The organism is Marinobacter vulgaris (genome assembly GCF_003344045.1).
Classification (GTDB): Bacteria; Pseudomonadota; Gammaproteobacteria; order Pseudomonadales; family Oleiphilaceae; genus Marinobacter; species Marinobacter vulgaris.
Window position 1 is genome coordinate 159,814 of record NZ_QFWX01000001.1, and the last position, 19,733, is coordinate 179,546.

General features: G+C 59.4%; 21 protein-coding genes. 9 read left to right on the plus strand and 12 right to left on the minus strand.

Going from position 1 to position 19,733, the window contains the following annotated elements; translation table 11 throughout:
- Positions 1-45: 45 nt before the first annotated feature.
- Positions 46-444 (minus strand): glutaredoxin family protein, encoded by a 399-nt coding sequence (locus tag DIT71_RS00730; protein ID WP_114611290.1) that lies wholly within the window; start codon positions 442-444, stop codon positions 46-48.
- A gap of 217 nt (positions 445-661) precedes the next feature.
- On the opposite strand from DIT71_RS00730, the gene ilvD reads away from it, so the two are divergent.
- The 3 genes from ilvD (at position 662) to DIT71_RS00745 (ending at position 3,847) form a co-directional block, all read left to right on the plus strand.
- On the plus strand, positions 662-2,338 hold the full coding sequence (ilvD, locus tag DIT71_RS00735; protein WP_114611291.1) for a dihydroxy-acid dehydratase: 1,677 nt from the start codon (positions 662-664) through the stop codon (positions 2,336-2,338).
- Between the two features lie 87 nt (positions 2,339-2,425).
- Positions 2,426-3,340 (plus strand): D-alanyl-D-alanine endopeptidase, encoded by a 915-nt coding sequence (gene pbpG, locus DIT71_RS00740; RefSeq protein ID WP_114611292.1) that lies wholly within the window; start codon positions 2,426-2,428, stop codon positions 3,338-3,340.
- Positions 3,341-3,367: 27 nt separating this feature from the next.
- Positions 3,368-3,847, plus strand: a complete 480-nt coding sequence (locus DIT71_RS00745) for an asparaginase domain-containing protein (RefSeq protein WP_114611293.1) — start codon at positions 3,368-3,370, stop codon at positions 3,845-3,847.
- Here DIT71_RS00745 and DIT71_RS00750 read toward each other — a convergent pair whose 3' ends face one another.
- From DIT71_RS00750 to DIT71_RS00760, 3 genes are all read right to left on the minus strand, one after another.
- On the minus strand, positions 3,848-4,540 hold the full coding sequence (locus DIT71_RS00750) for a pseudouridine synthase (protein ID WP_114611294.1): 693 nt from the start codon (positions 4,538-4,540) through the stop codon (positions 3,848-3,850).
- A gap of 2 nt (positions 4,541-4,542) precedes the next feature.
- On the minus strand, positions 4,543-5,574 hold the full coding sequence (locus DIT71_RS00755) for a metal-dependent hydrolase (RefSeq protein ID WP_114611295.1): 1,032 nt from the start codon (positions 5,572-5,574) through the stop codon (positions 4,543-4,545).
- 78 nt (positions 5,575-5,652) lie between these two features.
- Entirely contained in the window at positions 5,653-6,795 is a 1,143-nt protein-coding gene (locus tag DIT71_RS00760; RefSeq protein ID WP_114611296.1) for a lytic murein transglycosylase, read from the minus strand.
- A gap of 313 nt (positions 6,796-7,108) precedes the next feature.
- On the opposite strand from DIT71_RS00760, the gene DIT71_RS00765 reads away from it, so the two are divergent.
- Positions 7,109-7,945 (plus strand): response regulator, encoded by an 837-nt coding sequence (locus DIT71_RS00765; RefSeq protein WP_114611765.1) that lies wholly within the window; start codon positions 7,109-7,111, stop codon positions 7,943-7,945.
- Between the two features lie 17 nt (positions 7,946-7,962).
- Here DIT71_RS00765 and phoR read toward each other — a convergent pair whose 3' ends face one another.
- The 5 genes from phoR to DIT71_RS00790 all read right to left on the minus strand — a co-directional run bounded on the left by phoR (position 7,963) and on the right by DIT71_RS00790 (position 12,209).
- Positions 7,963-9,279 (minus strand): phosphate regulon sensor histidine kinase PhoR, encoded by a 1,317-nt coding sequence (gene phoR / locus DIT71_RS00770; RefSeq protein WP_114611297.1) that lies wholly within the window; start codon positions 9,277-9,279, stop codon positions 7,963-7,965.
- Positions 9,280-9,336: 57 nt separating this feature from the next.
- Positions 9,337-10,029: a phosphate regulon transcriptional regulator PhoB gene (gene phoB, locus DIT71_RS00775; RefSeq protein WP_114611298.1), complete on the minus strand. Its 693-nt coding sequence runs from the start codon at positions 10,027-10,029 to the stop codon at positions 9,337-9,339.
- A gap of 101 nt (positions 10,030-10,130) precedes the next feature.
- The gene (ubiA, locus tag DIT71_RS00780; protein WP_114611299.1) at positions 10,131-11,018 is read right to left on the minus strand and encodes a 4-hydroxybenzoate octaprenyltransferase; all 888 of its coding nucleotides are present in this window, start codon (positions 11,016-11,018) and stop codon (positions 10,131-10,133) included.
- A gap of 110 nt (positions 11,019-11,128) precedes the next feature.
- The gene (locus DIT71_RS00785) at positions 11,129-11,671 is read right to left on the minus strand and encodes a chorismate--pyruvate lyase family protein (protein ID WP_114611300.1); all 543 of its coding nucleotides are present in this window, start codon (positions 11,669-11,671) and stop codon (positions 11,129-11,131) included.
- Complete coding sequence (locus tag DIT71_RS00790; protein WP_114611301.1) at positions 11,652-12,209, minus strand: hypoxanthine-guanine phosphoribosyltransferase; 558 nt, start codon at positions 12,207-12,209, stop codon at positions 11,652-11,654. The genes DIT71_RS00785 and DIT71_RS00790 overlap by 20 nt, the downstream gene beginning before the upstream one ends.
- A gap of 264 nt (positions 12,210-12,473) precedes the next feature.
- Here DIT71_RS00790 and DIT71_RS00795 point away from each other — a divergent pair, with 264 nt between their 5' ends.
- From DIT71_RS00795 to tesB, 3 genes are all read left to right on the plus strand, one after another.
- Complete coding sequence (locus tag DIT71_RS00795) at positions 12,474-12,641, plus strand: rubredoxin (protein WP_114611302.1); 168 nt, start codon at positions 12,474-12,476, stop codon at positions 12,639-12,641.
- A gap of 37 nt (positions 12,642-12,678) precedes the next feature.
- The gene (locus DIT71_RS00800; RefSeq protein WP_114611303.1) at positions 12,679-13,833 is read left to right on the plus strand and encodes an NAD(P)/FAD-dependent oxidoreductase; all 1,155 of its coding nucleotides are present in this window, start codon (positions 12,679-12,681) and stop codon (positions 13,831-13,833) included.
- Between the two features lie 80 nt (positions 13,834-13,913).
- Entirely contained in the window at positions 13,914-14,771 is an 858-nt protein-coding gene (tesB, locus tag DIT71_RS00805) for an acyl-CoA thioesterase II (RefSeq protein WP_114611304.1), read from the plus strand.
- Between the two features lie 24 nt (positions 14,772-14,795).
- Here tesB and DIT71_RS00810 read toward each other — a convergent pair whose 3' ends face one another.
- A complete protein-coding gene (locus tag DIT71_RS00810; protein ID WP_114611305.1) occupies positions 14,796-15,242 on the minus strand; it encodes a flavodoxin in 447 nt (148 codons plus the stop codon).
- A 230-nt stretch (positions 15,243-15,472) separates the two neighbouring features.
- Between DIT71_RS00810 and DIT71_RS00815 the strand changes: the two genes are divergently transcribed.
- Entirely contained in the window at positions 15,473-17,032 is a 1,560-nt protein-coding gene (locus tag DIT71_RS00815; protein WP_114611306.1) for an inorganic phosphate transporter, read from the plus strand.
- A 101-nt stretch (positions 17,033-17,133) separates the two neighbouring features.
- Positions 17,134-17,400: a hypothetical protein gene (locus tag DIT71_RS00820; protein WP_114611307.1), complete on the plus strand. Its 267-nt coding sequence runs from the start codon at positions 17,134-17,136 to the stop codon at positions 17,398-17,400.
- Positions 17,401-17,439: 39 nt separating this feature from the next.
- Here the strand turns inward: DIT71_RS00820 and panP are convergent, their stop codons facing one another.
- Complete coding sequence (gene panP, locus DIT71_RS00825; RefSeq protein ID WP_114611308.1) at positions 17,440-19,116, minus strand: pyridoxal-dependent aspartate 1-decarboxylase PanP; 1,677 nt, start codon at positions 19,114-19,116, stop codon at positions 17,440-17,442.
- Positions 19,117-19,312: 196 nt separating this feature from the next.
- Positions 19,313-19,654: a DUF503 domain-containing protein gene (locus tag DIT71_RS00830; RefSeq protein WP_114611309.1), complete on the minus strand. Its 342-nt coding sequence runs from the start codon at positions 19,652-19,654 to the stop codon at positions 19,313-19,315.
- Positions 19,655-19,733 lie beyond the last annotated feature (79 nt).

Here is a 19,733-nt window from a genome sequence, read left to right on the forward strand (position 1 = left end):
ACATCTTGTTTGACTGTCTCTTCACCAGGGGGGTGTCGAGGGCGGTCAGGAGCGAGCCGGTTCGAACCGCTGCTGCAGCCAGGATTTGATGTCGTCAGACTCGTACAGCCATTGCTCGTTGTCACTGTTCTCCCCGATCAACAGGCAGGGTACCTTTACCCGGCCACCGCCGGCGGCAAGCGCTTCACGGTGGCTGTCATTGTGCTGGGCATCGCGGGTTTCGATGTTCAGTCCGAGCCGGGCCATTTCCTTGCGGACCTTGATACAGAAGGGGCAGGCGCTGAACTGGTAAAGCGCCAGGTTTTTGCAGGCAGCATCCACGCGGGCCTGCTCTTCAGGGGACCGGTCGATGCTCTTGGGAGTACTGATTTTCTCGCTGATCAGCATAAACGGTGTCAGGATCAGTCGAAGTGTGCGGAAAAAATAACGAATGACAATTCTCATGAAAAGGATACGGCTCCGGTTAAAAGGGCGGGCTACCAATGACAGGGTCCCACCAGGTGCGGGAACCTTACAGTACCATTCGGGCGGGTTTCGGGCCAGCACGTGGCGGCGCTTCCGACGCCAGGGTTTTATTGCTGTCATCGGGCGTTTCTGCCAATCTCACGTTCATGACAGCAACAGTGCCGGGTTTGCCGGTGGCTAACAGGAGAGTAACGCGATGACAGAAGACAAGCGCCGCCGCTATTCGTCCCCAGTGGTGGACGGTCTCGGAAAATCGGCAAGTCGGGCCATGCTGCGGGCCGTGGGCTTTACTGACGAAGATTTCCGCAAACCACAGATCGGTATTGCCTCCACCTGGAGCAACCTGACCCCCTGCAACATGCACATCAACCGGCTGGCGGAAGAGTCTGCGGCCGGAGCCGACGAGGCCGGCGGCAAAAGCCTGACGTTCAACACCATTACGGTGTCCGATGGCATCGCCAATGGCACCGAGGGAATGAAATACTCGCTGGTATCGCGGGAAGTTATCGCCGACTCCATTGAAACCGTGGCCGGGTGTGAAGGGTTTGACGGGCTGGTTGCCATTGGCGGCTGCGACAAGAACATGCCCGGCTGCATGATGGGCCTGGCGCGGCTGAACCGGCCTTCGGTGTTTGTCTACGGCGGCACCATCATGCCGGGCGAGAACCATACCGACATCATCTCTGTCTTCGAGGCGGTAGGGGCCCATGCCCGCGGCGATCTGGATCTGATTGAAGTGAAGCAGATCGAGGAAACCGCCATCCCGGGCCCCGGGTCCTGTGGTGGCATGTACACCGCCAACACCATGGCCTCGGCCATTGAGGCCATGGGTATGAGCCTGCCGGGCAGCTCGGCCCAGAACGCGATTTCCGAGACCAAGGCGGCTGACTGCCGCGCCGCCGGAGCCGCGGTGCTCAATCTGCTGGAGCGGGACATCAAACCCTCCGACATCATGACCCGTGAAGCTTTTGAAAACGCCATTACGGTGGTGATTGCCCTGGGCGGCTCCACCAACGCGGTGCTGCATCTGCTGGCGATGGCCAGCACTGTCGGGGTAGAGTTGTCACTGGATGATTTCGTGGACATTGGCAAACGGGTGCCGGTGCTGGCGGACCTGCGCCCCAGCGGCCATTACATGATGTCAGAGCTGGTGGCGATTGGCGGTATACAACCATTGATGAAGATGCTGCTGGACAAGGGCATGCTCCATGGCGGCTGCATGACCGTTACCGGGCAGACGATGGCCGAAAACCTGAATGATGTCGCTCCCTATCCGGAAAGCCAGGACATCATTCGTGCCTTTGACAATCCGATCAAGGCGGACAGCCATTTGCGGATTCTGTATGGCAACCTGGCGCCTACCGGCGCTGTCGCCAAGATCACCGGCAAGGAGGGCACCCATTTCACCGGTCGTGCGCGGGTGTTCCATTCCGAGGAGGAAGCTCAGGAGCGGATCATGGATGGTACCGTGGTGGCCGGCGACGTACTGGTCATCCGCTATGAAGGCCCGAAAGGCGGCCCCGGCATGCGCGAGATGCTGACGCCCACCTCTGCAATCATGGGTAAAGGCCTGGGTAACGATGTGGCGCTGATTACCGACGGGCGCTTTTCAGGAGGCAGTCACGGTTTCGTGGTCGGCCATATCACTCCGGAAGCCGCTGAAGGCGGGCCGTTGGCGCTGGTTGAAAACGGTGACACCATAACCATTGATGCCGTTGCCAATCGTATCGAACTGGACATTTCCAGTGAGGAAATGGAGCGTCGCCACAAAGCATGGTCAGAGCCAGCTCCGAGATTTACCCGGGGAGTGCTGGCCAAGTATGCGCGCACGGTAGGCTCGGCCTCGGAAGGTGCGGTGACGGATAAGCCCTGACCGCTGCCAGCAGTCACTATGGCTGCTATAGTGGCAGGCTGAACCTGGGTGGCAAGCGTGTGGGCAAATACAAGAAGGGTTAGAAAGATGATCCGATCGGCCGGATTTCTGGTGTTGGCAGTGTTCCTTGCATTGACTCTGTCCCCTGCCAGTGCGCTGGAAAGGGCAGAGCTGAGGCTGGCATCGGTCAACGCAGCGGTGGCTTACGCGGATACCGACGAGTTGGTGTATGGCAAGAACGCCGATCGTCCGGTACCCATCGCCTCCATCACCAAACTGATGACAGCGCTGGTGGTGATGGACTCCGGGGAGCCATTGCGCGAATGGCTGGAGTTCAGGGAGCGCCATATCCCGGCGCCGGCAAATGCTTACACCCGCATTCGCGTCGGCTCTGAACTGAGGCGCGGCGACGTTCTGCGGATCGCGTTGATGTCGTCGGAAAACTTCGCAGCCTACACCCTGGCCGGCCATCACCCGGGTGGCTACGACGCCTTTGTCGAGGCGATGAACGCAAAGGCCCGACAGCTGGGCATGATGAATACCAGGTTTGTGGATCCGACCGGGCTTTCGGTTAACAATCGCTCCACGGCGGCGGACCTGGTGCGCCTGGTCCGGGCTGCCAGCAAGCATCCGCAGATCCGGGAATATTCCACCACCCGTTATTTCAGCGGGCATTTCCGGCAGCCCCGTTATCGCCTTGCGTTCGGCAATACCAATGCCCTGGTGCATCGCGACAGCTGGGGCGTCGGGGTCAGTAAAACCGGCTATCTGTCCGCGGCAGGGCGCTGCCTGGTTATGCTCTCGGAAATGGATGGCCGACCGGTCGTGACCGTATTGCTGGACTCCCTGGGTACCCGCTCACCGATGGGGGATGCCGGGCGGATCAAGCGCTGGTTGACCACCGGGGCCGGCGGCAGTGTGGCGGGTGCGGCCCGGGCCTATGAGCAGAAAAAGAACGCGGCCTATGCCTCCTCTGACAGCGCCTCTGTCAGTGTCAACTGACGTCGAAACCTTCAGGATTGACGGCCAATGATCGAAATATTCACCACCGGCGGTACCATCGACAAGGTGTACTTCGATGCCAACAGTGAGTTTGACATCGGTGACAGCCTGGTCGGAGAGCTGCTTGCGGAATCCAACATCCATGAAGGCTTTTCAGTTTCCGGCCTGATGCGAAAAGACAGCCTGGAGATGACGGACGAAGACCGTGAAACCGTCAGGAATGCCGTCAGCCAGTGTCCCGCAGAGCATGTTCTCATCACCCACGGCACCGACACCATGGCCGAAACGGCGAATGCCCTGTTATCAGTAAAGGGCAAGACCATTGTGCTCACCGGTGCCATGCAGCCGGCCCGCATGCGTCGCAGTGATGCGGCGTTCAACATCGGGTTTGCCTGGGCAGCGGCCAGGCTGTTACCCCACGGTGTCTACATCGCCATGAACGGAGAGGTTTTCGAGGCCGGCTCTGTCCGCAAAAATCTGAAGGCCCAGCGGTTCGAGCGCACCTGATCAGCCCAGGCAGTCCACTTCATCGGCGTTCAGCTCACGGTATTGTCCCGGTGCCAGTGCCGGGTCCAACACGATGTCTCCAATCCGCCATCGATGCAGACTGTCCACATGATTGCCCACCGCGGCCAGCATTCGCCGGACCTGGTGGTAACGCCCCTCGGAAATGGTCAGGTCGATCAGACGGTCTTCCAGCCGGTGAACCCTGGCTGGAGCAGTCGGTCTGGACTCGTTACGCAGTAAAACTCCCTGCTCCAGCCGGGCAATGGCCGTCTCATCAATGGCTTCCCTGAGAGTGACCCGATAGGTTTTGGGACAATTGACCCTGGGAGACGTTATTCTGTGGGACCATTGACCGTCAGTGGTCAGTAGCAGCAGACCGGTGGTGTCGGCATCCAGGCGTCCGGCGATGTGCAGGCCGTACCGTATCCCGGCCGGTAGAAGGTCCAGTGCCGTCGGCTGTTGACTGTCCGTGGTGGCACTGATGACGCCCCGGGGCTTGTGAAGCATCAGGTAGCGTTCCCCTGGCAGCGACAGAGGCTGCCCTTCAAAGGTTATTTCCGACTCCCGGACCACTGGCGTGGCCGCCTTGCGGCAGGTCTGATCATCCACCTTCACCAGGCCGGCGCTGATGGCTTTTTTCGCATCACGGCGCGACAGGGTTGTGGTGGTGGCGATGAAATAATCCAGGCGCATGTTCAGCTACAGCCTTCTCCCGGTGGTGGCAGGGACAGGCTGGCCAGGCATAGAACCTCGGCAGAGCCGGTCATCCGGCTCCACAACACGCCCAGCAGTTCCCCTGCAACAGCCGGGCGATCCAGACGGGAACTGGGTTGCGCGGTAAAACCTTCGCCGTTATCTTCCGCCAGGATGAAGGTGAAAGGATGCGCTCCGGGAATGCCAAGGCGGATGTCTGTTGCCGCCAGCTTGCCATTGGTTCTTTGGTAACTCAGGAAACCATCCGTAAACCATTGTAGCCGCCGGCCCTCTTCAAGAGCGGCCGCCGCTTCTGCCAGTTCTGGATGGCGGGGAAAGCTTTCCAGGGTGATTGGCCCGTCTCCGTCCAGGAAGCCGGTGACAATTTCCACCCTCCGTTCCTCACCCATGACGGTGACCCGCCACAATATGGTGTTGAAGGGCATCGGCTGCACCATTCTCGGGGCGTCCTGAAGACCTTCCTTTGCCAGGGCCGGTTCGACACGGTCCGATATGATCTGCTGGGCGGCCAGGCTCCAGCCCAGATACAGTGTAGACAACGCCAGGCCCACGGTGACCGACCTGGTGTGCGGCCCACGGAACAGGAATATGAGTATCCCGGCCAGCAAGGGCAGGCTATACAGGGGGTCGATGATAAAAATGCTGGTGATAGCAACAGGCGGACCAAAGGGCCAGAACAACTGGGTGCCATAGGTGGTAAAGGCATCCAGCAGCGGATGGGTCAGTAATATCAGCGCGCTGACTCCGAGCCAGCGCCTGTAACTGAGAATCGGGCGCCAGCGGTGCAGGGCGTAGGCGATAACAAACGACAGCGGAAACAGGATGAACAGGGAATGGCTGAACCCCCGGTGCTGGGTAAAATTGGCCACCGCGGTGCCGTAATCGATAACCACGTCCAGATCCGGCAGGGTGCCGAGCGCCGCACCGATCAGAAGTGCCGAGCGGCCGAGGGTTTTTCCGGCAACCGCGCCTGCCAGCGAGGCGCCCAGTGCAGCCTGGGTGATCGAGTCCATCAGTAATGAGGCCTTGTCAGTGAAGTCCGACAGCTATTATGCGCGGAATCGATTTTCGGATCACGGGGCCTCGCCGGGTCAGAGAGTAATGTCCAGCGATTCCAGAACCCTATCGCCGGGATAGCCATCAGCCACGAGGTCATTGCTGGCCTGATAGTTGCGAATGGCAGAGCGGGTGTTGGGGCCCATAATGCCGTCCGGCTCCCCGGTGTCGAAGCCCTCCTCATTCAGTGCCTGCTGGATGGCGAGAATGTTGTCCCGGGACAGGGCCGGCAGGTCTTCCGGAGGCGGATTCTGCAGGGTTCCCGCGCCCGCTATCCGGTCCGCCAGGTGTCCCACGGCGATGGCGTAGAACTCGGAACGGTTCCAGCCCATGATCACGCCAAAGTTCTTGTAGGCCAGGAAAGCCGGGCCTCGATGGCCGGAGGGGACCACCAGAGAGGCCTTGATGGGCTCATTGGCCAGGTCATTGCCGAAGGCATCGGTGACTCCCAGCTCCCGCCACTCCGCAAGTGAAAGCTTGCGGCCGTCCGCCAGTTGATAATCAAAATTGTCTGGCAGCAGGACTTCCCGTCCCCAGCGGTAATCCCCGTCCCAGCCAAGGTCTTCCAGGAAATTGCCCGCTGACATCATGGCATCCGGCAGGCTGTTCCACAGGTCCCGTTTGCCGTCGCCGTCACCGTCCACAGCATGGCGCAGAAATACGGTAGGCATGAACTGTACGTGCCCCATGGCCCCGGCCCAGGAGCCTTCCATCTGCTCCGCTGCAATGGCGCCCTCGTCTATGATTTGCAGAGCGGCAATCAGCTGCTCGGTAAAGAATGTGCTGCGGCGCTGGTCACACGCCAGTGTCGCCAGGGAGCTGGGCACCGGCATCTTGCCGAAATAGGAGCCAAAGTTGGTTTCCAGGCCCCAGAAAGCCACCAGATAGGGGGCTGGCACGCCGGATTCGCGGGTGACGCGGTCGAGCAGTTCACGATGCTCCCGCAGCAGTTCCCGCCCCTGACTGACACGCTGATCATTTACCCTGCGGTTGAGATAGTCCGCGAAGGTGGTGGTGAACTCCGGCTGGCGCCGGTCCAGTTCGATTACCCGCTCCAGGTATTCGGCGCTTGCCAGAACCTCGCGGGCGGTTTGCGATGACACTCCGGCCTCAACCGCCTGGCTTTCCAGCCGTTCGATGCACTGGGGAAAATCCTCCAGAGCATCGCTGTGGGCCATGCCGGGCAGGCTTGCTGCGGCCAGGACTCCGGCAAATGAAAGCTGACGAATTGTCTGTTTGCCTGAAAAAGCTCCTGGGAATATGGTCGGCACGCTGAACCTCGGTCTGGAGTGGATATTTCAGGCTCATGGTAGCCTGTTTTTACGGCCCTTAAATACCGTTGTCGGCCGCTTTCGGTGACAATTCTTTAACCTGACGTTTCCTGCAACCATGCCTGTGTCGTCTTTTTGTAGCCTGGCTATTCCCCGGTAGCGGCTTGTTTTATAGTTCGGCCATATCAATGACAAACTTTTGCACAAAAAGGCCCTGATCATGGCAATGCTGAAAGTGCTGGTGGTGGACGATGCCAGTTTTGTTAGGGATCTGGTAAAGCGCACAGTACGCCAGCGATTCCCGGTGATTGAAACCACGGACGCCCAGAACGGGCGGCGGGCCCAGTCGTTAATGTCGCGCACCGTGTTCGATCTCATCCTGTGTGACTGGGAGATGCCTGAGATGTCGGGCCTCGAGCTGTTGCAATGGATGCGCCAGCAGCCCCAGTACGAGAAGGTCCCGTTTATCATGATCACCAGCCGTGGCGACAAGGATCATGTGGTGGAGGCGGTAAAGGGCGGGGTGTCCGAGTATCTCGGCAAACCCTTTAGCCCGGAGGGCCTGAGCAACAAGATCATCAAGGTAATGGGACCGCGGCTCAAGCACGCCATGGATCGCGGAGGCAAGTCCATGGCTGGCCCTGCCGATGCGTTCAAGGAGTCTGCCTCTCTGTTGACCCGGAAAAGGGAACCGGCGCCTCCGGGCCAACCATCCATTGCACCCACTGCTGCTGGCAGGTCGGCAATGAGCGTAGCCTCGGTGCGTTTTTCAGACAGCACCCTGCGGTCGGTGGTCAAGGATATTACCCTCACGGAAGTGCGTGTGGTCGCCAGGCGGGACCAGCAGTTTCCCGGTATTCTCGACCAGGCCGTGGTGGATATTGAAGTGGCCGAGGGCCAGGTAGCGCGTTTGAATGGCTATGTTCACCAGTTACAGGCGGTGGAAAAGCGGCAGGATACGGATTTTGTCAGCGTAACAATCCGCTTTGTTGATGAAGATCCGCAAAAGCTGGAGGATCTTTCCCGCTTTATTGCCCGTTTTCGAAGCGCAGGCTAGCCAGGCAATAGACCCTGTCAGGAGGCAGTTTCTGGCAGTTTCTCCGCCAGCCGTTCCCGGGGAAAGTGACATATAAACTCGCTGCCATCACCGATGCGGCTGCGGATTTCCAGCCGGCCGTCATGGTTAAGCAGTACGTGTTTGACGATCGCCAGTCCCAGCCCGGTGCCCCCGGTTTCCTTGTGTCGACTCGGGTCGGCGCGGTAGAAGCGTTCGGTGAGCCGCGGGATATGGACCGGATCAATACCAATACCGGTATCCCTCACTGACAGATGCGCACCCTCGCGATCGGTGGTCCAGGTAACGGTAATCTTTCCACCGGCCGGGGTGTATTTCACCGCATTGAAAATCAGGTTGGAAAAGGCGCTCCGCAGCTGACTCTGGTCGCCGGTGAGCAGGTGGCGTTCAGCGATGTTGATGCTGAACTCGTGTCCCTGGTCGCCACTGAGGGCTTTGGCATCGTGACATATCTGGTTGATCATCGGCTTGACGTCCGTTACCGCATCGCTGATGGTCTGTTCGCCGGTCTCAATCTTTGACAGCAGGATCAGATCGGTAATCAGTGCTTCCATGCGGGAAGATTGCTGGGCCATGGTGTTGATCGCGCGCCGCCATTTGGGGGGCAGGTCATCGGCGTTGTCCACCAGGGTTTCCAGGTAACCGCTGATGACCGTCAGCGGTGTTCTCATTTCATGGGAAACGTTGCCAACAAAATCACGCCGCATCTGTTCGAGCTGGAAGAGGCGGGTCACGTCCTTGGCTACAATCAGGCGATCGTCATCGCCGAACAGGCTGATCTGGATCTGCAAATGGATATGGGGGCGCGCCGGCGAGTTCAGCTCCAGCGGTTCGCGGTAGTCCCTGGAATCAAAATAGGCCTTGAAAGCCGGGTTGCGGATCAGGTTGTGGATGAACTGGCCCTGATCCGAGCTGCGCCGAAAGCCGAGCAGGTGTTCCGCGGAACCGTTCCACCACTCCATGGCCCCGCGGGAGTCGGTCATGATGACGCCATCGCGCATGGCATTGGTGGATTCCTGGACCCGGTTGATCTGGGCGCGAAGCTTGTCCCGGGTGCGCAGGTGGTTCTGGTGAAGCTTGTGGAGGCCGTCAAACATATCACCCCAGAGCCCGATGCTCTGAGGGGCATCCTCGCCGCCGCCGGGATTTCCCAGCCATTGGTAGAGACGCTTGGCCTGGGCGAGCGTCCACCAGAGGTAGGCCAGAAGTCCCACCGTCAGTCCGTAAACGGGCTCACCAAAGAACAGTCCGACCGCCGTGCAGGCGATCAGGAATGCGATGATCCATCGCACGTATCTCGACCAGTTGTGTTGCATTACTGCTGCCCCTGAGTCAGTTCCGGGCCCTTGCGGGGTTGAGAGCGCCGGTTGTGGTTATGCTGCCCTGGTAGAAAACCGGTAGCCGGTGCCACGCACTGTCTGGATCAGGTGATCGTACTGGTCGCCAAGAGCCTTGCGCAGGCGGCGTATGTGAACATCGACCGTTCGCTCTTCAACGTAAACGTTCCCGCCCCATACCTGATCCAGCAGTTGGGAGCGAGTATAAACCCGTTCCTGGTGTGTCATGAAGAACTGCAGGAGCCGATACTCAGTCGGGCCGATGTTGAGCTCGGCGGTTGCCGTCGTTACCCGGTGGCCAATCGGGTCCAGTGTCAGGCCATCCACCTCGATGGGGGTCTCCACACCGGGCGGAGTCGCGCGGCGCAGAACCGCCTTGAGCCGGGCTACCAGTTCCCTCGGCGAGAAAGGCTTGGTGATGTAATCGTCTGCACCCACTTCCAGGCCCTGGATCTTGTTGTCTTCCTCGACCTTGGCCGTAAGCATGATGATGGGAATTTCAGCGGTGGTCTCGTCTTTCTTGAGGCGCCGTGCCAGTTCCACGCCGCTGGTGCCCGGAAGCATCCAGTCCAGCAGTATGAGATCGGGTTGTTTATCGACAATCAGGGCATGTGCTTCGCGGGCATCCGCTGCCTCAAGATAGTCATAGTCGGCCATTTCAAGGGCAACCGCAATCATCTCGCGAATGGGCGCCTCGTCATCGACGATCAGGACAGTTTTTCCAGTCATGAGCATTAACCTGTGTCAGACCTTGTATTGTTGCTGCCTTATTACACCCGGGTAGTGTTACAAGTATATGACAGGATCCGCCTGTGTCTGGATTTGAAGGGTTAACGGATAATGAGGTCCACCAGCAAACCGGTGAAAACTGCAAAGCCGGCCCAGTTATTGTTGAGAAAGGCCTTGAAGCAGCCATCCCGTTCCCGATAGCGCGCCAGGTGTTGCTGAAAGACAAACAGGCAGGCCATGGCCACGACCCCCAGGTAGTAGAAAGCGCCCAGCTCGGCCTGCTGGCCGACCATGATGAGGACCAGCACCACCAGTGTCTGGAGCACGGCGATGACCGCCCGGTCTGCGTCGCCGAAAAGTATGGCAGTGGACTTGATGCCGATTTTGATGTCGTCGTCGCGGTCGACCATGGCGTAAAGGGTATCGTAGGCGACGGTCCACAGCAGGTTGGCGGTAAACAGCAGCCAGGCGACGCGGGTAACCTCACCGGCCTCGGCGGCCCAGGCCATGGGGATGGCCCATGAAAAGGCTGCACCCAGGAAAAGCTGCGGTAAATGGGTGTAGCGTTTCATGAAGGGATAAATGAAGGCCAGCAGTACGCCGCCGAAGGAGAGATACAGCGTCAGTGTGTTGGTGAACAGCACCACCATCAGGAAGGCGATCAGGCAAATTCCCGCAAACAGCGCGACGGCTTCCCAGGCCTCAATACGCCCCGATGTGAGCGGGCGGTCCTGGGTGCGCCTTACGTGGCGGTCTACCTTGCGGTCGGCAAAATCATTGATGGCACAGCCGGCAGCGCGCATCAGGAAAACACCGAGGGTGAACACGATAAAGTTGCCGATGCCGGGAAAGCCGTCAGCCGCCAGCCAAAGTGCCCAGTAAGTCGGCCACAGCAACAGCAGGCTGCCAATGGGACGGTCGAGGCGCAACAGGCGGGCGTAGTCCGCAAGGCGGGCCTGGATATGGACGGGCACGGCGTTGGGCAGCATGAGCGAGGTCCGTTCGGGCTATGTTCGGAATGTGAGGCCGGGATTATAGCCAGCGTCGGGGCTGGGGTAAAAGGGCAGGGGCAAAAGGTTCCGGGTTAGGGGCGGGAGCGTCAGCTGAACAGTGTCGGCAGGAAATATTCACCCACCAGCAGCCCGTGGTGACCACTGAAAAAACGGGACCGTCGTGCTGCCAGTGGCTGGTGGCTGGAGCTGCGGTGGCATAGCCCTGTCTCGAAGGGGCCGCGTTGCCACTCGGGATTGCTGAACAGATAGGCCCCCAGAGGCCGGCGGCCCAGGTTGCGCAGGCGCCGGCCCCGTCCCGCCAGGGTGGAGAGTGGAATGACGGTGCGGGCGAGCACCCAGGGAGTGTTATCGCCGGTCAGGCAGACTTCCCGTATCCAGGCATTCTGGCGGATCGGAATACCGAGGGTGCGCGCTTCTTCCAGCGAAGGACGGGCAAAACCTTCCTGGAGGATGTCCACATGGAAGCTTTCGCGGCACTGAAGCTGGAGTGCGCGGGTCAGTGAGCCCTCCAGTTTCAGCCATTTACCAAGTTTGCCATGTACCGCGGGGCTTCTCAGCGCGGCGGCTGCGAACGAGCGATACCAGTCCGTCCGGGGGATGCAGGCCGGGTTACAGTCCCTTGACGGCATAAATTCCCGGGGCGTTGCGCCAATAACCTTTGTAGTCCATGCCGTAGCCGAACAGGAAGCGGTCTTCCACTTCCAGCCCGGTGAAGTCAGCCTTCAGGTCCGGCCTTGCCTTGCGGTCGTGCTGTTTGTCCACCAGCACTGCCGTCAGTACCTCCCTGGCGCCATGAGCGAGACAGTAATCCGCAATGGCACAGAGCGTCGTACCTTCATCGAGTATATCGTCGACAATCAGCACTGTGCGGCCATTCATGTCCGCTTCCGGCCGCAGTTTCCATTCCAGTATGCCGCCAGTGGTTTCCTGGCGATAGCGGGTGGCATGGAGATACTCCGCCTGCACCGGGAACTTCAGCCGCGGTAACAGCTGGCCGGTGAGAATCAGGCCGCCGTTCATCACGCAGAACAGCAGGGGGTTGGTGTCTTCCAGGCGCCCGGTGATCGCGTCCGCAAGGGACTGAACGGCAGCCTGTACCTGCTGTTCGCTCGCCAGGCAGTCGGCTTCGGCCATTACCTGGTTAAGTTCGGCGACGGTGTCGGTCATATCGGTCGGGTCCTGTCGTAAAACGGGGCATTATACCGGAGGTGGGTCGTCGAAGGGAGGGGCGTTGCCGGTCAGGCCGGTCGGTAGTTGTGGCTATTGGCAAAAAAACCTGTCAAATGATCGTCGGCGCCGCCATTGGTCAATACGGCGGTGGTGGGTATGATGGTTTGCCGTTAAAAAGGCATCAGTGTGGTGTATGAAAGATTTGCAGGCATGATTGTCCGACAATTATGATTTCGCCCTGAAAAATTCTGGAGGAGTGGCATGAAGAAGTGGCAGTGCGTTGTATGCGGATTTATTTACGATGAAGCCGAAGGCTGGCCGGATGACGGTATTGAGCCCGGGACCGCCTGGGAAGACGTGCCCGAGGACTGGGAATGCCCCGACTGCGGCGTGGGCAAGGAAGATTTTGAAATGATCGAGATGGATTGATAACGCCATCAGGCAAAACCGTGTCGGGGAGCGGGTTATGAGTACAGCAGCACCTATCGTGATCGTGGGAACCGGACTGTCGGGTTACACCCTGGCAAGAGAGATCCGTAAGCAGGACAGGGACACGGCAATTGTCATGGTTACAGCGGATGATGGCTCCAGTTATTCCAAGCCCATGCTCTCGACCGGCTTTACCAAGGGCAAGGAAGCCGACGAGTTGGCCCAGGCCTCCGCCGATGCCATGGTCGAGCAGTTGAACCTCGAGCTTCGCGCCTACACCACGGTCACCGGTATTGATGCAGACGCCCATGAACTGGTGCTGGGTGACGAGCGTCTGGGCTACAGCAAGCTGGTATTGGCCTGGGGTGCGGACGTGATTCGCCTTGCCATTCCCGGAGACGGTCAGGAACACGTGTTCTCCATTAACGACCTGATGGACTACCGGGCCTTCCGCAAGGCACTGCAGGGTAAAAAGCGGGTGGCGATCATGGGGGCTGGCCTGATTGGTTGCGAATTTGCCAATGACCTGCGTAATGGCGATTACCAGGTCGATGTGATTGCCCCTTCCGACACCCTGATGCCCGGGTTGTTACCCCCGGCTGCTGCGAAGGCGGTACAGAGCAGACTTGAGAATCTCGGTGTCCGGTTTCATTTGGAAACGGTGGTCGATCATATCGCCGCCCAGGGACATGGCGTGGATCTGACCCTGGCCAATGGCGAACACCTGGATGCCGACCTGGTGATTTCCGCCGTAGGATTGCGGCCCCGCAAAGAGCTGGCTGAGGCGGCTGGTCTGGCCACCAACCGGGGCATTGTGGTGAATCGGGCGCTGGAGACCTCGGCACCGGATATCTATGCCCTGGGTGACTGTGCGGAAGTGGATGGTCACGTTCTGCTCTATGTGATGCCGTTGATGACCTGCGCCCGCGCACTGGCGAAAACCCTGGCTGGGGAGCGCACCGAGGTGACCTATGGCACCATGCCGGTGATGATCAAGACACCCTGTTGTCCGACCGCTGTGTGTCCGCCTCCGCCGGATGCCCCCGGCACCTGGGATGTGGATGCTGACGGCGAGGATGTGCGGGCCCTGTTCAGGAGCGAATCTGGCGAGATCCTGGGTTTTGCCGTGACCGGCCGTTACGCGGTTGAGAAGCAGGCCCTGTCAAAAGAAGTGCCACCAATCCATAATTGATCGGTGGTATCGGGATTGCGAAAACCCCCGGCTTGCGGTAGAAAGTAATTCGTGAGCTAACTAAATTGACAGGAGCGGGCATGCTGGAAGTAACCAGAAAACTGGTGGATCTGCTGGATCTTTCCCCTATTGGTGATGATCACTTCCAGGGTGACAGCGAAGACCTCGGCTTTCCCAGTGTGTTTGGGGGGCAGGTTCTGGGGCAGGCGCTGATGGCGGCCAGTCGCACCGTTGAGGGACGTCTGCCCCATTCCCTGCACGCTTACTTCCTGCGGCCGGGCAATCACAGCATGCCCATCGACTACGAGGTCCAGCGGGTTCGTGACGGTGGCAGTTTTTCCGTTCGGCGGGTGATTGCGCGCCAGAATGGCAAGGAAATCCTGACCGGTTCCATGTCCTTCCAGGTAGCTGAGGACGGTTTCGAGCATCAGCTGGATATGCCCTCTGCGCCGGACCCTGAAGGTCTGAAGTCCGAGCAGGAATACGGTGAGCAACTGGCGCCCCATGTGCCGGAGCACCTTCGTGACACCCTGACCCGTGACCGCCCCATTGAAATCCGTCCCGTGGACCCGGTCAATCCGCTGAAGCCGGAGCCCCGTCCGCCCTACAAACAGAGCTGGTTCCGCACCCAGGGCCATCTTCCGGATGACCCGGTGCTTCACCGGTGCCTGCTGACGTACGCCTCTGATTTCGCGTTTCTGGGGACGTCCCTGAACCCCCATGGCGTGACCTTCATGGATAAAAAACTGCAGGTGGCCAGCCTGGACCATTCCATCTGGTTTCATCGCGAGTTCCGCATGGACGAGTGGTTGCTGTACGACAAGGACAGCCCCAGCGCCTCCGGCGGACGCGGTTTCAATCGCGGTAACTTTTTCAATCAGCAGGGCAAGCTGGTGGCATCAACAACACAGGAAGCGTTGATTCGCCACCGGAGTTAGCCGGTCAGCCCCGGCTGGCGCGGATTAAAGACCTTTGGCCCACTGCCGCGCCCAGGGCTCCGCTTCGCTTTCGGGGTCCGTGGTTTCCAGGGCGTCAATGCGCAGAGTGTCACCGACCTTCCGCGCCGAGGTTTCGTGAAAAGCTTCTTCCATCAGCTCGCCGGCACCGCAAAAGGTATCACCGTAGGAGCTGTCGCCCAGCACGATGACACCGAAAGGGCGTCCCGGTTGCTGGGGCAGTTCCTCGCGGAGCCTGAGGTAGAAAGGCAGCAGGTTGGGGGGGACTTCGCCCTGTCCGGTGGTGGACGTGCAGATCAATACCGGGTCGTTGTTGCCGGATATGTCCTCCAGCTCAGGGTTCTCATGGACGATGATCCGATGCCCCTCCTGCTCCAGGTGTTTTTTCAGTGCCCGCGCCGTCAGCAATGCGCCACCGTAAACGCTGCCAACCAGAATCCGGATTGATGCCATGGGTCGTCCCGTTCATTGAATTGCCGGACGATCATAGCGAGTGGATGCTTTTGCCTCAAGCGCTGGCGTTGGAAGATGTCCGCCTGGGAGAGAGCTGTGCCCACCCTGGGACGAGGGGTCCGCGATCATGACGGTTTTGTTTCATTTTCGTGACAAAAAAATTATAGTTGCGCCCCTACGAATGCTGAAATTCGGCTCCACCTGTCCTCTGTTGCGAGACCTGATGTGTTATGGCCAGCAAAATCGGATTCCTTGATACCATCCTGACCAGTCCCTCTACCGAGCGCTACCGCGTCGGAATCAGTTTTCTGTTCCTGTTCTTTATCTTCCTTGCAGTAGGGCAGATCAGCAGCGGCATGCCAAACAGCATGCTGCTGATGGCGGCAGCGGTTATTGGCGGTTATATGGCCATCAATATCGGGGCCAACGACGTGGCCAACAACGTCGGCCCCGCCGTGGGTTCCGGGGCGCTGTCGTTGGGCGGTGCCGTTGTTATTGCCGCTGTCTTCGAAGCGGCTGGCGCCATTATTGCCGGCGGTGATGTGGTCTCCACTATCAAGGGTGGCATTATCGCAGCAGACCGGCTGGACGACGTAAGCACCTTTGTCTGGCTGATGACCGCGGCCCTGCTGGCCGGCGCTCTGTGGCTGAACCTCGCCACCTGGATGGGCGCGCCGGTTTCCACCACCCACTCCATTGTGGGGGGTGTTCTTGGGGCGGGTATTGCCGCTGGCGGATGGGGTATCGCTGACTGGGGCGTGATGAGCAAGATTGTCGCCAGCTGGGTTATTTCGCCGGTCATGGGAGGCGTGCTGGCTGCCCTGTTCCTGTTTGTCATCAAGAAGACGGTGCTGTACCGGCAGAATGTGGTTTCTGCCGCCAGAACTTTCGTGCCCTGGCTTGTGGCCATTATGGCATGGGCGTTTGGTACCTACCTGATGGTCAAAGGGATGAAGAAGATCATCAGTGTCGACTTCCTTGGTGCCTCTCTGGTGGGTCTGGCACTGGCGATCGTCGTTTTTCTCGCCATGAGAATCCTGGTCGGGCGCCGTGCCGCCACCATGGAAAACAGCTCCGCGGGCGTGAATGAACTCTTTGTCTGGCCAATGATTTTTGCAGCTGCGCTGCTCAGTTTTGCCCACGGCGCCAACGACGTTGCCAACGCCATCGGCCCCCTGGCGGCGATCAACGATGCACTCTCTGCCGAAGCGGTGGTAACCTCCGCTGCCATTCCACTGTGGGTTATGCTGGTGGGCGCAATCGGGCTGGTGGTGGGCCTGATGCTCTTCGGTCCACGGCTGATCAAGACCGTGGGCAGCGAAATTACCGAACTGGATAAAACCCGCGCCTTCTGTATTGCTCTTTCCGCCGCCCTCACGGTCATCATCGCCTCACAGCTGGGGCTGCCGGTCAGCTCAACACACATTGCCGTGGGCGGTGTGTTCGGGGTTGGTTTCCTCAGGGAGTACCTGAAGTCAAACTACGCGACCCAGCTCCACAACATCATGGAGAGCCATGAGGAAGAGGAGCGCGAGCGTCTGCGCCCGTTTCTGGAGGATTTCCGCAACGCCTCGGTCGAGGAAATGGAAAACCTGCTCACCCAGGCCAAGCAGAAGAAGCAGGTGCCCCTGTCGAAGAAAGAGCGGAAGCGCCTCAAGAAGATCTATCGCGAGGAGATGGTCAAGCGCTCCCATCTGACTCGTATCGCTGCTGCCTGGATAATCACCGTGCCGGTGTCGGCCTGCATGGCGGCGATCCTGTTCTACACGTTGCGCGGTTTTCTGATGTAAGGGATCGCGTCCGCTGGTTGCCAGCGGCCGGTTTGATCCATACTATTTCTGATACGGGGGCGCTCGCCCCCTCAATATTGCAACCACTCCGGGGATTGATCATGAGTTCAGCAGAACAAAGCCGTCAGGCAAAGGTCATTGACGAGCTCAGGGTGTTTATCAAGAAGGTTCTGAGCGACCCGACAATTGCCGTGAAGTCGGTGGAAATTGCCCGCAAATACCGCAATCAGCCCAATGCCAATGAGCTTATTGCGCGGGAGATAAGCGCCAACACAACGATCCGCATTCCGGAGAACTGGAGCAGCGCCGATCACATGTTTCTCGAGATTCTGGACGAAGTGCTGGATGATGAAGAGGCGCTTTACTAGGTCTGGAGCCTGACTATGCGCCGTAGCCCCTGCGGTGCCTCAGGCCCGGCGAATCCCGGGCTGATGCAGTTTCAGCACAGCGTCGGCCATCTGGTCGAGGATGCCGAGTTCGTCCTGGATGCCTTCATCCGCTGACAGCTCCCGCTGCTCCTTCAGAATGTCTGCCAGAATTTCTCGTGTGGTCAACGGATTCGCCAGCACTACGCGGAATACGATGCAGGGGAAATGGAAGTAACGTGATGGCTCCAGGCGGGTCCGGGAGACAAACGCCTTGCCCCGTTCGCGCTGGGTTTTCTGCAGGAACTTGGTGATACGGTTCAGGGACGTGTTCAGGCGCTCGGCCTGCAAGGGGTTCGCCACCGAGAGCGCTTTCTGCACCTTTTCCGGGCAATAGCGATACGTCAGAATATTGAGCTCGGGCCGGGTGATCAGTTCGAAATCCGCCTCTGCATCAATCATCTCTGCGAAGGTTTTGGCCTTGTCGATACCCTGATCGATAAGGATTTCATACCCCTCCCGGGCCAGGATCTTAAGGCCCGACTGGATCAGCATCGACATGCCGGGCCTGGAACCTTCCAGGGTAGTGCTGCCCAGATCTCGCGAGCCTTTACGGATAATGTACTGGGCGTGGTGCTCAACGGCACTGGCCAGGCCAGGGTCACGGAACACCACCAGGCCCGCACCCATGGGCACGTAGAGCTGTTTATGGGCGTCGAAGGTGACCGAGTCTGCTTTTTCGATGCCCCTCATCAGGTGTCGATGGGTGCGGGAAAAAAGCGTTGGTCCGCCCCATGCGGCGTCTACGTGGAAATGGGCACCAAATTCCCGGGCGATGTCTGCCATGGCGTCCAGGGGGTCGACGTTACCGGTTTCAGTGGTTCCGGCGATGCCGCAAATGGCCATAACCCGGATTTTCTGGCGGTGCAGTTCCAGGCATTTCTCCCGCAGGGCGTCGGTGTTGATGCGGTTATCGTCATCAGTGTCGACGGCTACCAGGAAATCCCGGCCCAGGCCCAGTACGTCGGCGGCCTTGCGCAGGGAGTAGTGGCCGCGGCGGGAGACCAGGATGGCAGCGCCTTCACAGCCGTAATAGCGCAGGGCACGGAACAGCCCCTCCTCATGGATGCCGCGGAAGCTGCCTTCGGCGGGAAAGGCGTTGTTCCGGGCTACCCACAGTGCCGTCAGGTTGGCTACGGTGCCGCCTGAACACATGGCGCCGAGGGCGTGGCGGGGATCGTGCATCCATTTGCGGTAAAAGGCGCCGTCCTGTTCGTAGACCAGCCGGTGGATCATGCCCAGCACCTGACGCTCCATGGGAGTGAAGGCCTTGGAGGTTTCGGTTTTCACCAGATTCTGGTTGAGGGCAATCATGATTTTGGACAGCGGCAGCATGAAATAGGGTAGTGCCGAGGTCATATGGCCGATAAAGCTGGGAGACGCCGTATGTACGGAGTTGGCCACCAGTTTGTCGAGCAGGAACTGGGTCTGTTCGGAGACAAAAATCGGTTTTTCAGGTATGGCGTAGTCCGAGAAGTCTTTCTCGACGTCGGAAAGATCCCGCTCGACCGCAACGATGTGTTCCTGCAGGAACCCGGCAAGGTTACGGGATATGTTCTGGTCAATCCGGCTCAGGGTGGATTCAGGTGCCTCGGGCACGGTGAATACACGGTACATGGCCTCTACCGAGGCCTGGGCGGATTTTTTCTTTCCGGTCATAGGTGCCACACACTATCAGTGGTCATCCGCAGGGCCTGTTCCGGATGCACTGCGGATACGGTCGGAAGCACGGGGCCCCCGGCGTCGTTGACTTGCCATCGGGGCTACGCCCTGGCGCTCTGTTCTCCCTGAGGGAGCGTAGTATACGGTGTCGTGAAACCATACGCTACAGCATGGCTCCTGCCTGGCGGGAGGATCAAAGTATCTCCCGGTGTACATCCAGTATGGCAGCGTCTATGCGTTCCTGTATGGCTTTTTCCACCTGGTCAAGGCGTTGGGATATCTGCTGGGAGGACTCACCAAGGGCAGCGATGGTCCAGGTAGCGCAGTCAAGGGCGTCGTGATCGGCGGTCTCAGCGACGGCCAGGTCGGGTTCTTTGCCCCAGACCGCTTTCATGGCGGTGAAGGCTTTGCGTTTGGCTTTGAGGTCTTCGCAGGCGTAGAGCTGGAAGTGCAGGGTCAGCACGCCTACGTGAGGTGTGATAACCGGTTGTTGGGGGTTGCCTTGGTTCAGGAGTTTTCTGAGGGCTTCGGACATAGATCGTGGCGCCATGGTAAGGAGTGTGGGCAATCAGGAGCAGCGTCCCGAAAGACGCTGTGAATACGTCCCTGTACGC

What these genes read in the sequence shown, in the direction of transcription:
- DIT71_RS00730 (WP_114611290.1), bottom strand. Translation starts at nt 444, where the DNA reads ATGAGAATTGTCATTCGTTATTTTTTCCGCACACTTCGACTGATCCTG.
- ilvD (WP_114611291.1), top strand. Translation starts at nt 662, where the DNA reads ATGACAGAAGACAAGCGCCGCCGCTATTCGTCCCCAGTGGTGGACGGT.
- pbpG (WP_114611292.1), top strand. Translation starts at nt 2,426, where the DNA reads ATGATCCGATCGGCCGGATTTCTGGTGTTGGCAGTGTTCCTTGCATTG.
- DIT71_RS00745 (WP_114611293.1), top strand. Translation starts at nt 3,368, where the DNA reads ATGATCGAAATATTCACCACCGGCGGTACCATCGACAAGGTGTACTTC.
- DIT71_RS00750 (WP_114611294.1), bottom strand. Translation starts at nt 4,540, where the DNA reads ATGCGCCTGGATTATTTCATCGCCACCACCACAACCCTGTCGCGCCGT.
- DIT71_RS00755 (WP_114611295.1), bottom strand. Translation starts at nt 5,574, where the DNA reads ATGGACTCGATCACCCAGGCTGCACTGGGCGCCTCGCTGGCAGGCGCG.
- DIT71_RS00760 (WP_114611296.1), bottom strand. Translation starts at nt 6,795, where the DNA reads ATGGCCCACAGCGATGCTCTGGAGGATTTTCCCCAGTGCATCGAACGG.
- DIT71_RS00765 (WP_114611765.1), top strand. Translation starts at nt 7,109, where the DNA reads ATGGCAATGCTGAAAGTGCTGGTGGTGGACGATGCCAGTTTTGTTAGG.
- phoR (WP_114611297.1), bottom strand. Translation starts at nt 9,279, where the DNA reads ATGCAACACAACTGGTCGAGATACGTGCGATGGATCATCGCATTCCTG.
- phoB (WP_114611298.1), bottom strand. Translation starts at nt 10,029, where the DNA reads ATGACTGGAAAAACTGTCCTGATCGTCGATGACGAGGCGCCCATTCGC.
- ubiA (WP_114611299.1), bottom strand. Translation starts at nt 11,018, where the DNA reads ATGCTGCCCAACGCCGTGCCCGTCCATATCCAGGCCCGCCTTGCGGAC.
- DIT71_RS00785 (WP_114611300.1), bottom strand. Translation starts at nt 11,671, where the DNA reads ATGCCGTCAAGGGACTGTAACCCGGCCTGCATCCCCCGGACGGACTGG.
- DIT71_RS00790 (WP_114611301.1), bottom strand. Translation starts at nt 12,209, where the DNA reads ATGACCGACACCGTCGCCGAACTTAACCAGGTAATGGCCGAAGCCGAC.
- DIT71_RS00795 (WP_114611302.1), top strand. Translation starts at nt 12,474, where the DNA reads ATGAAGAAGTGGCAGTGCGTTGTATGCGGATTTATTTACGATGAAGCC.
- DIT71_RS00800 (WP_114611303.1), top strand. Translation starts at nt 12,679, where the DNA reads ATGAGTACAGCAGCACCTATCGTGATCGTGGGAACCGGACTGTCGGGT.
- tesB (WP_114611304.1), top strand. Translation starts at nt 13,914, where the DNA reads ATGCTGGAAGTAACCAGAAAACTGGTGGATCTGCTGGATCTTTCCCCT.
- DIT71_RS00810 (WP_114611305.1), bottom strand. Translation starts at nt 15,242, where the DNA reads ATGGCATCAATCCGGATTCTGGTTGGCAGCGTTTACGGTGGCGCATTG.
- DIT71_RS00815 (WP_114611306.1), top strand. Translation starts at nt 15,473, where the DNA reads ATGGCCAGCAAAATCGGATTCCTTGATACCATCCTGACCAGTCCCTCT.
- DIT71_RS00820 (WP_114611307.1), top strand. Translation starts at nt 17,134, where the DNA reads ATGAGTTCAGCAGAACAAAGCCGTCAGGCAAAGGTCATTGACGAGCTC.
- panP (WP_114611308.1), bottom strand. Translation starts at nt 19,116, where the DNA reads ATGACCGGAAAGAAAAAATCCGCCCAGGCCTCGGTAGAGGCCATGTAC.
- DIT71_RS00830 (WP_114611309.1), bottom strand. Translation starts at nt 19,654, where the DNA reads ATGTCCGAAGCCCTCAGAAAACTCCTGAACCAAGGCAACCCCCAACAA.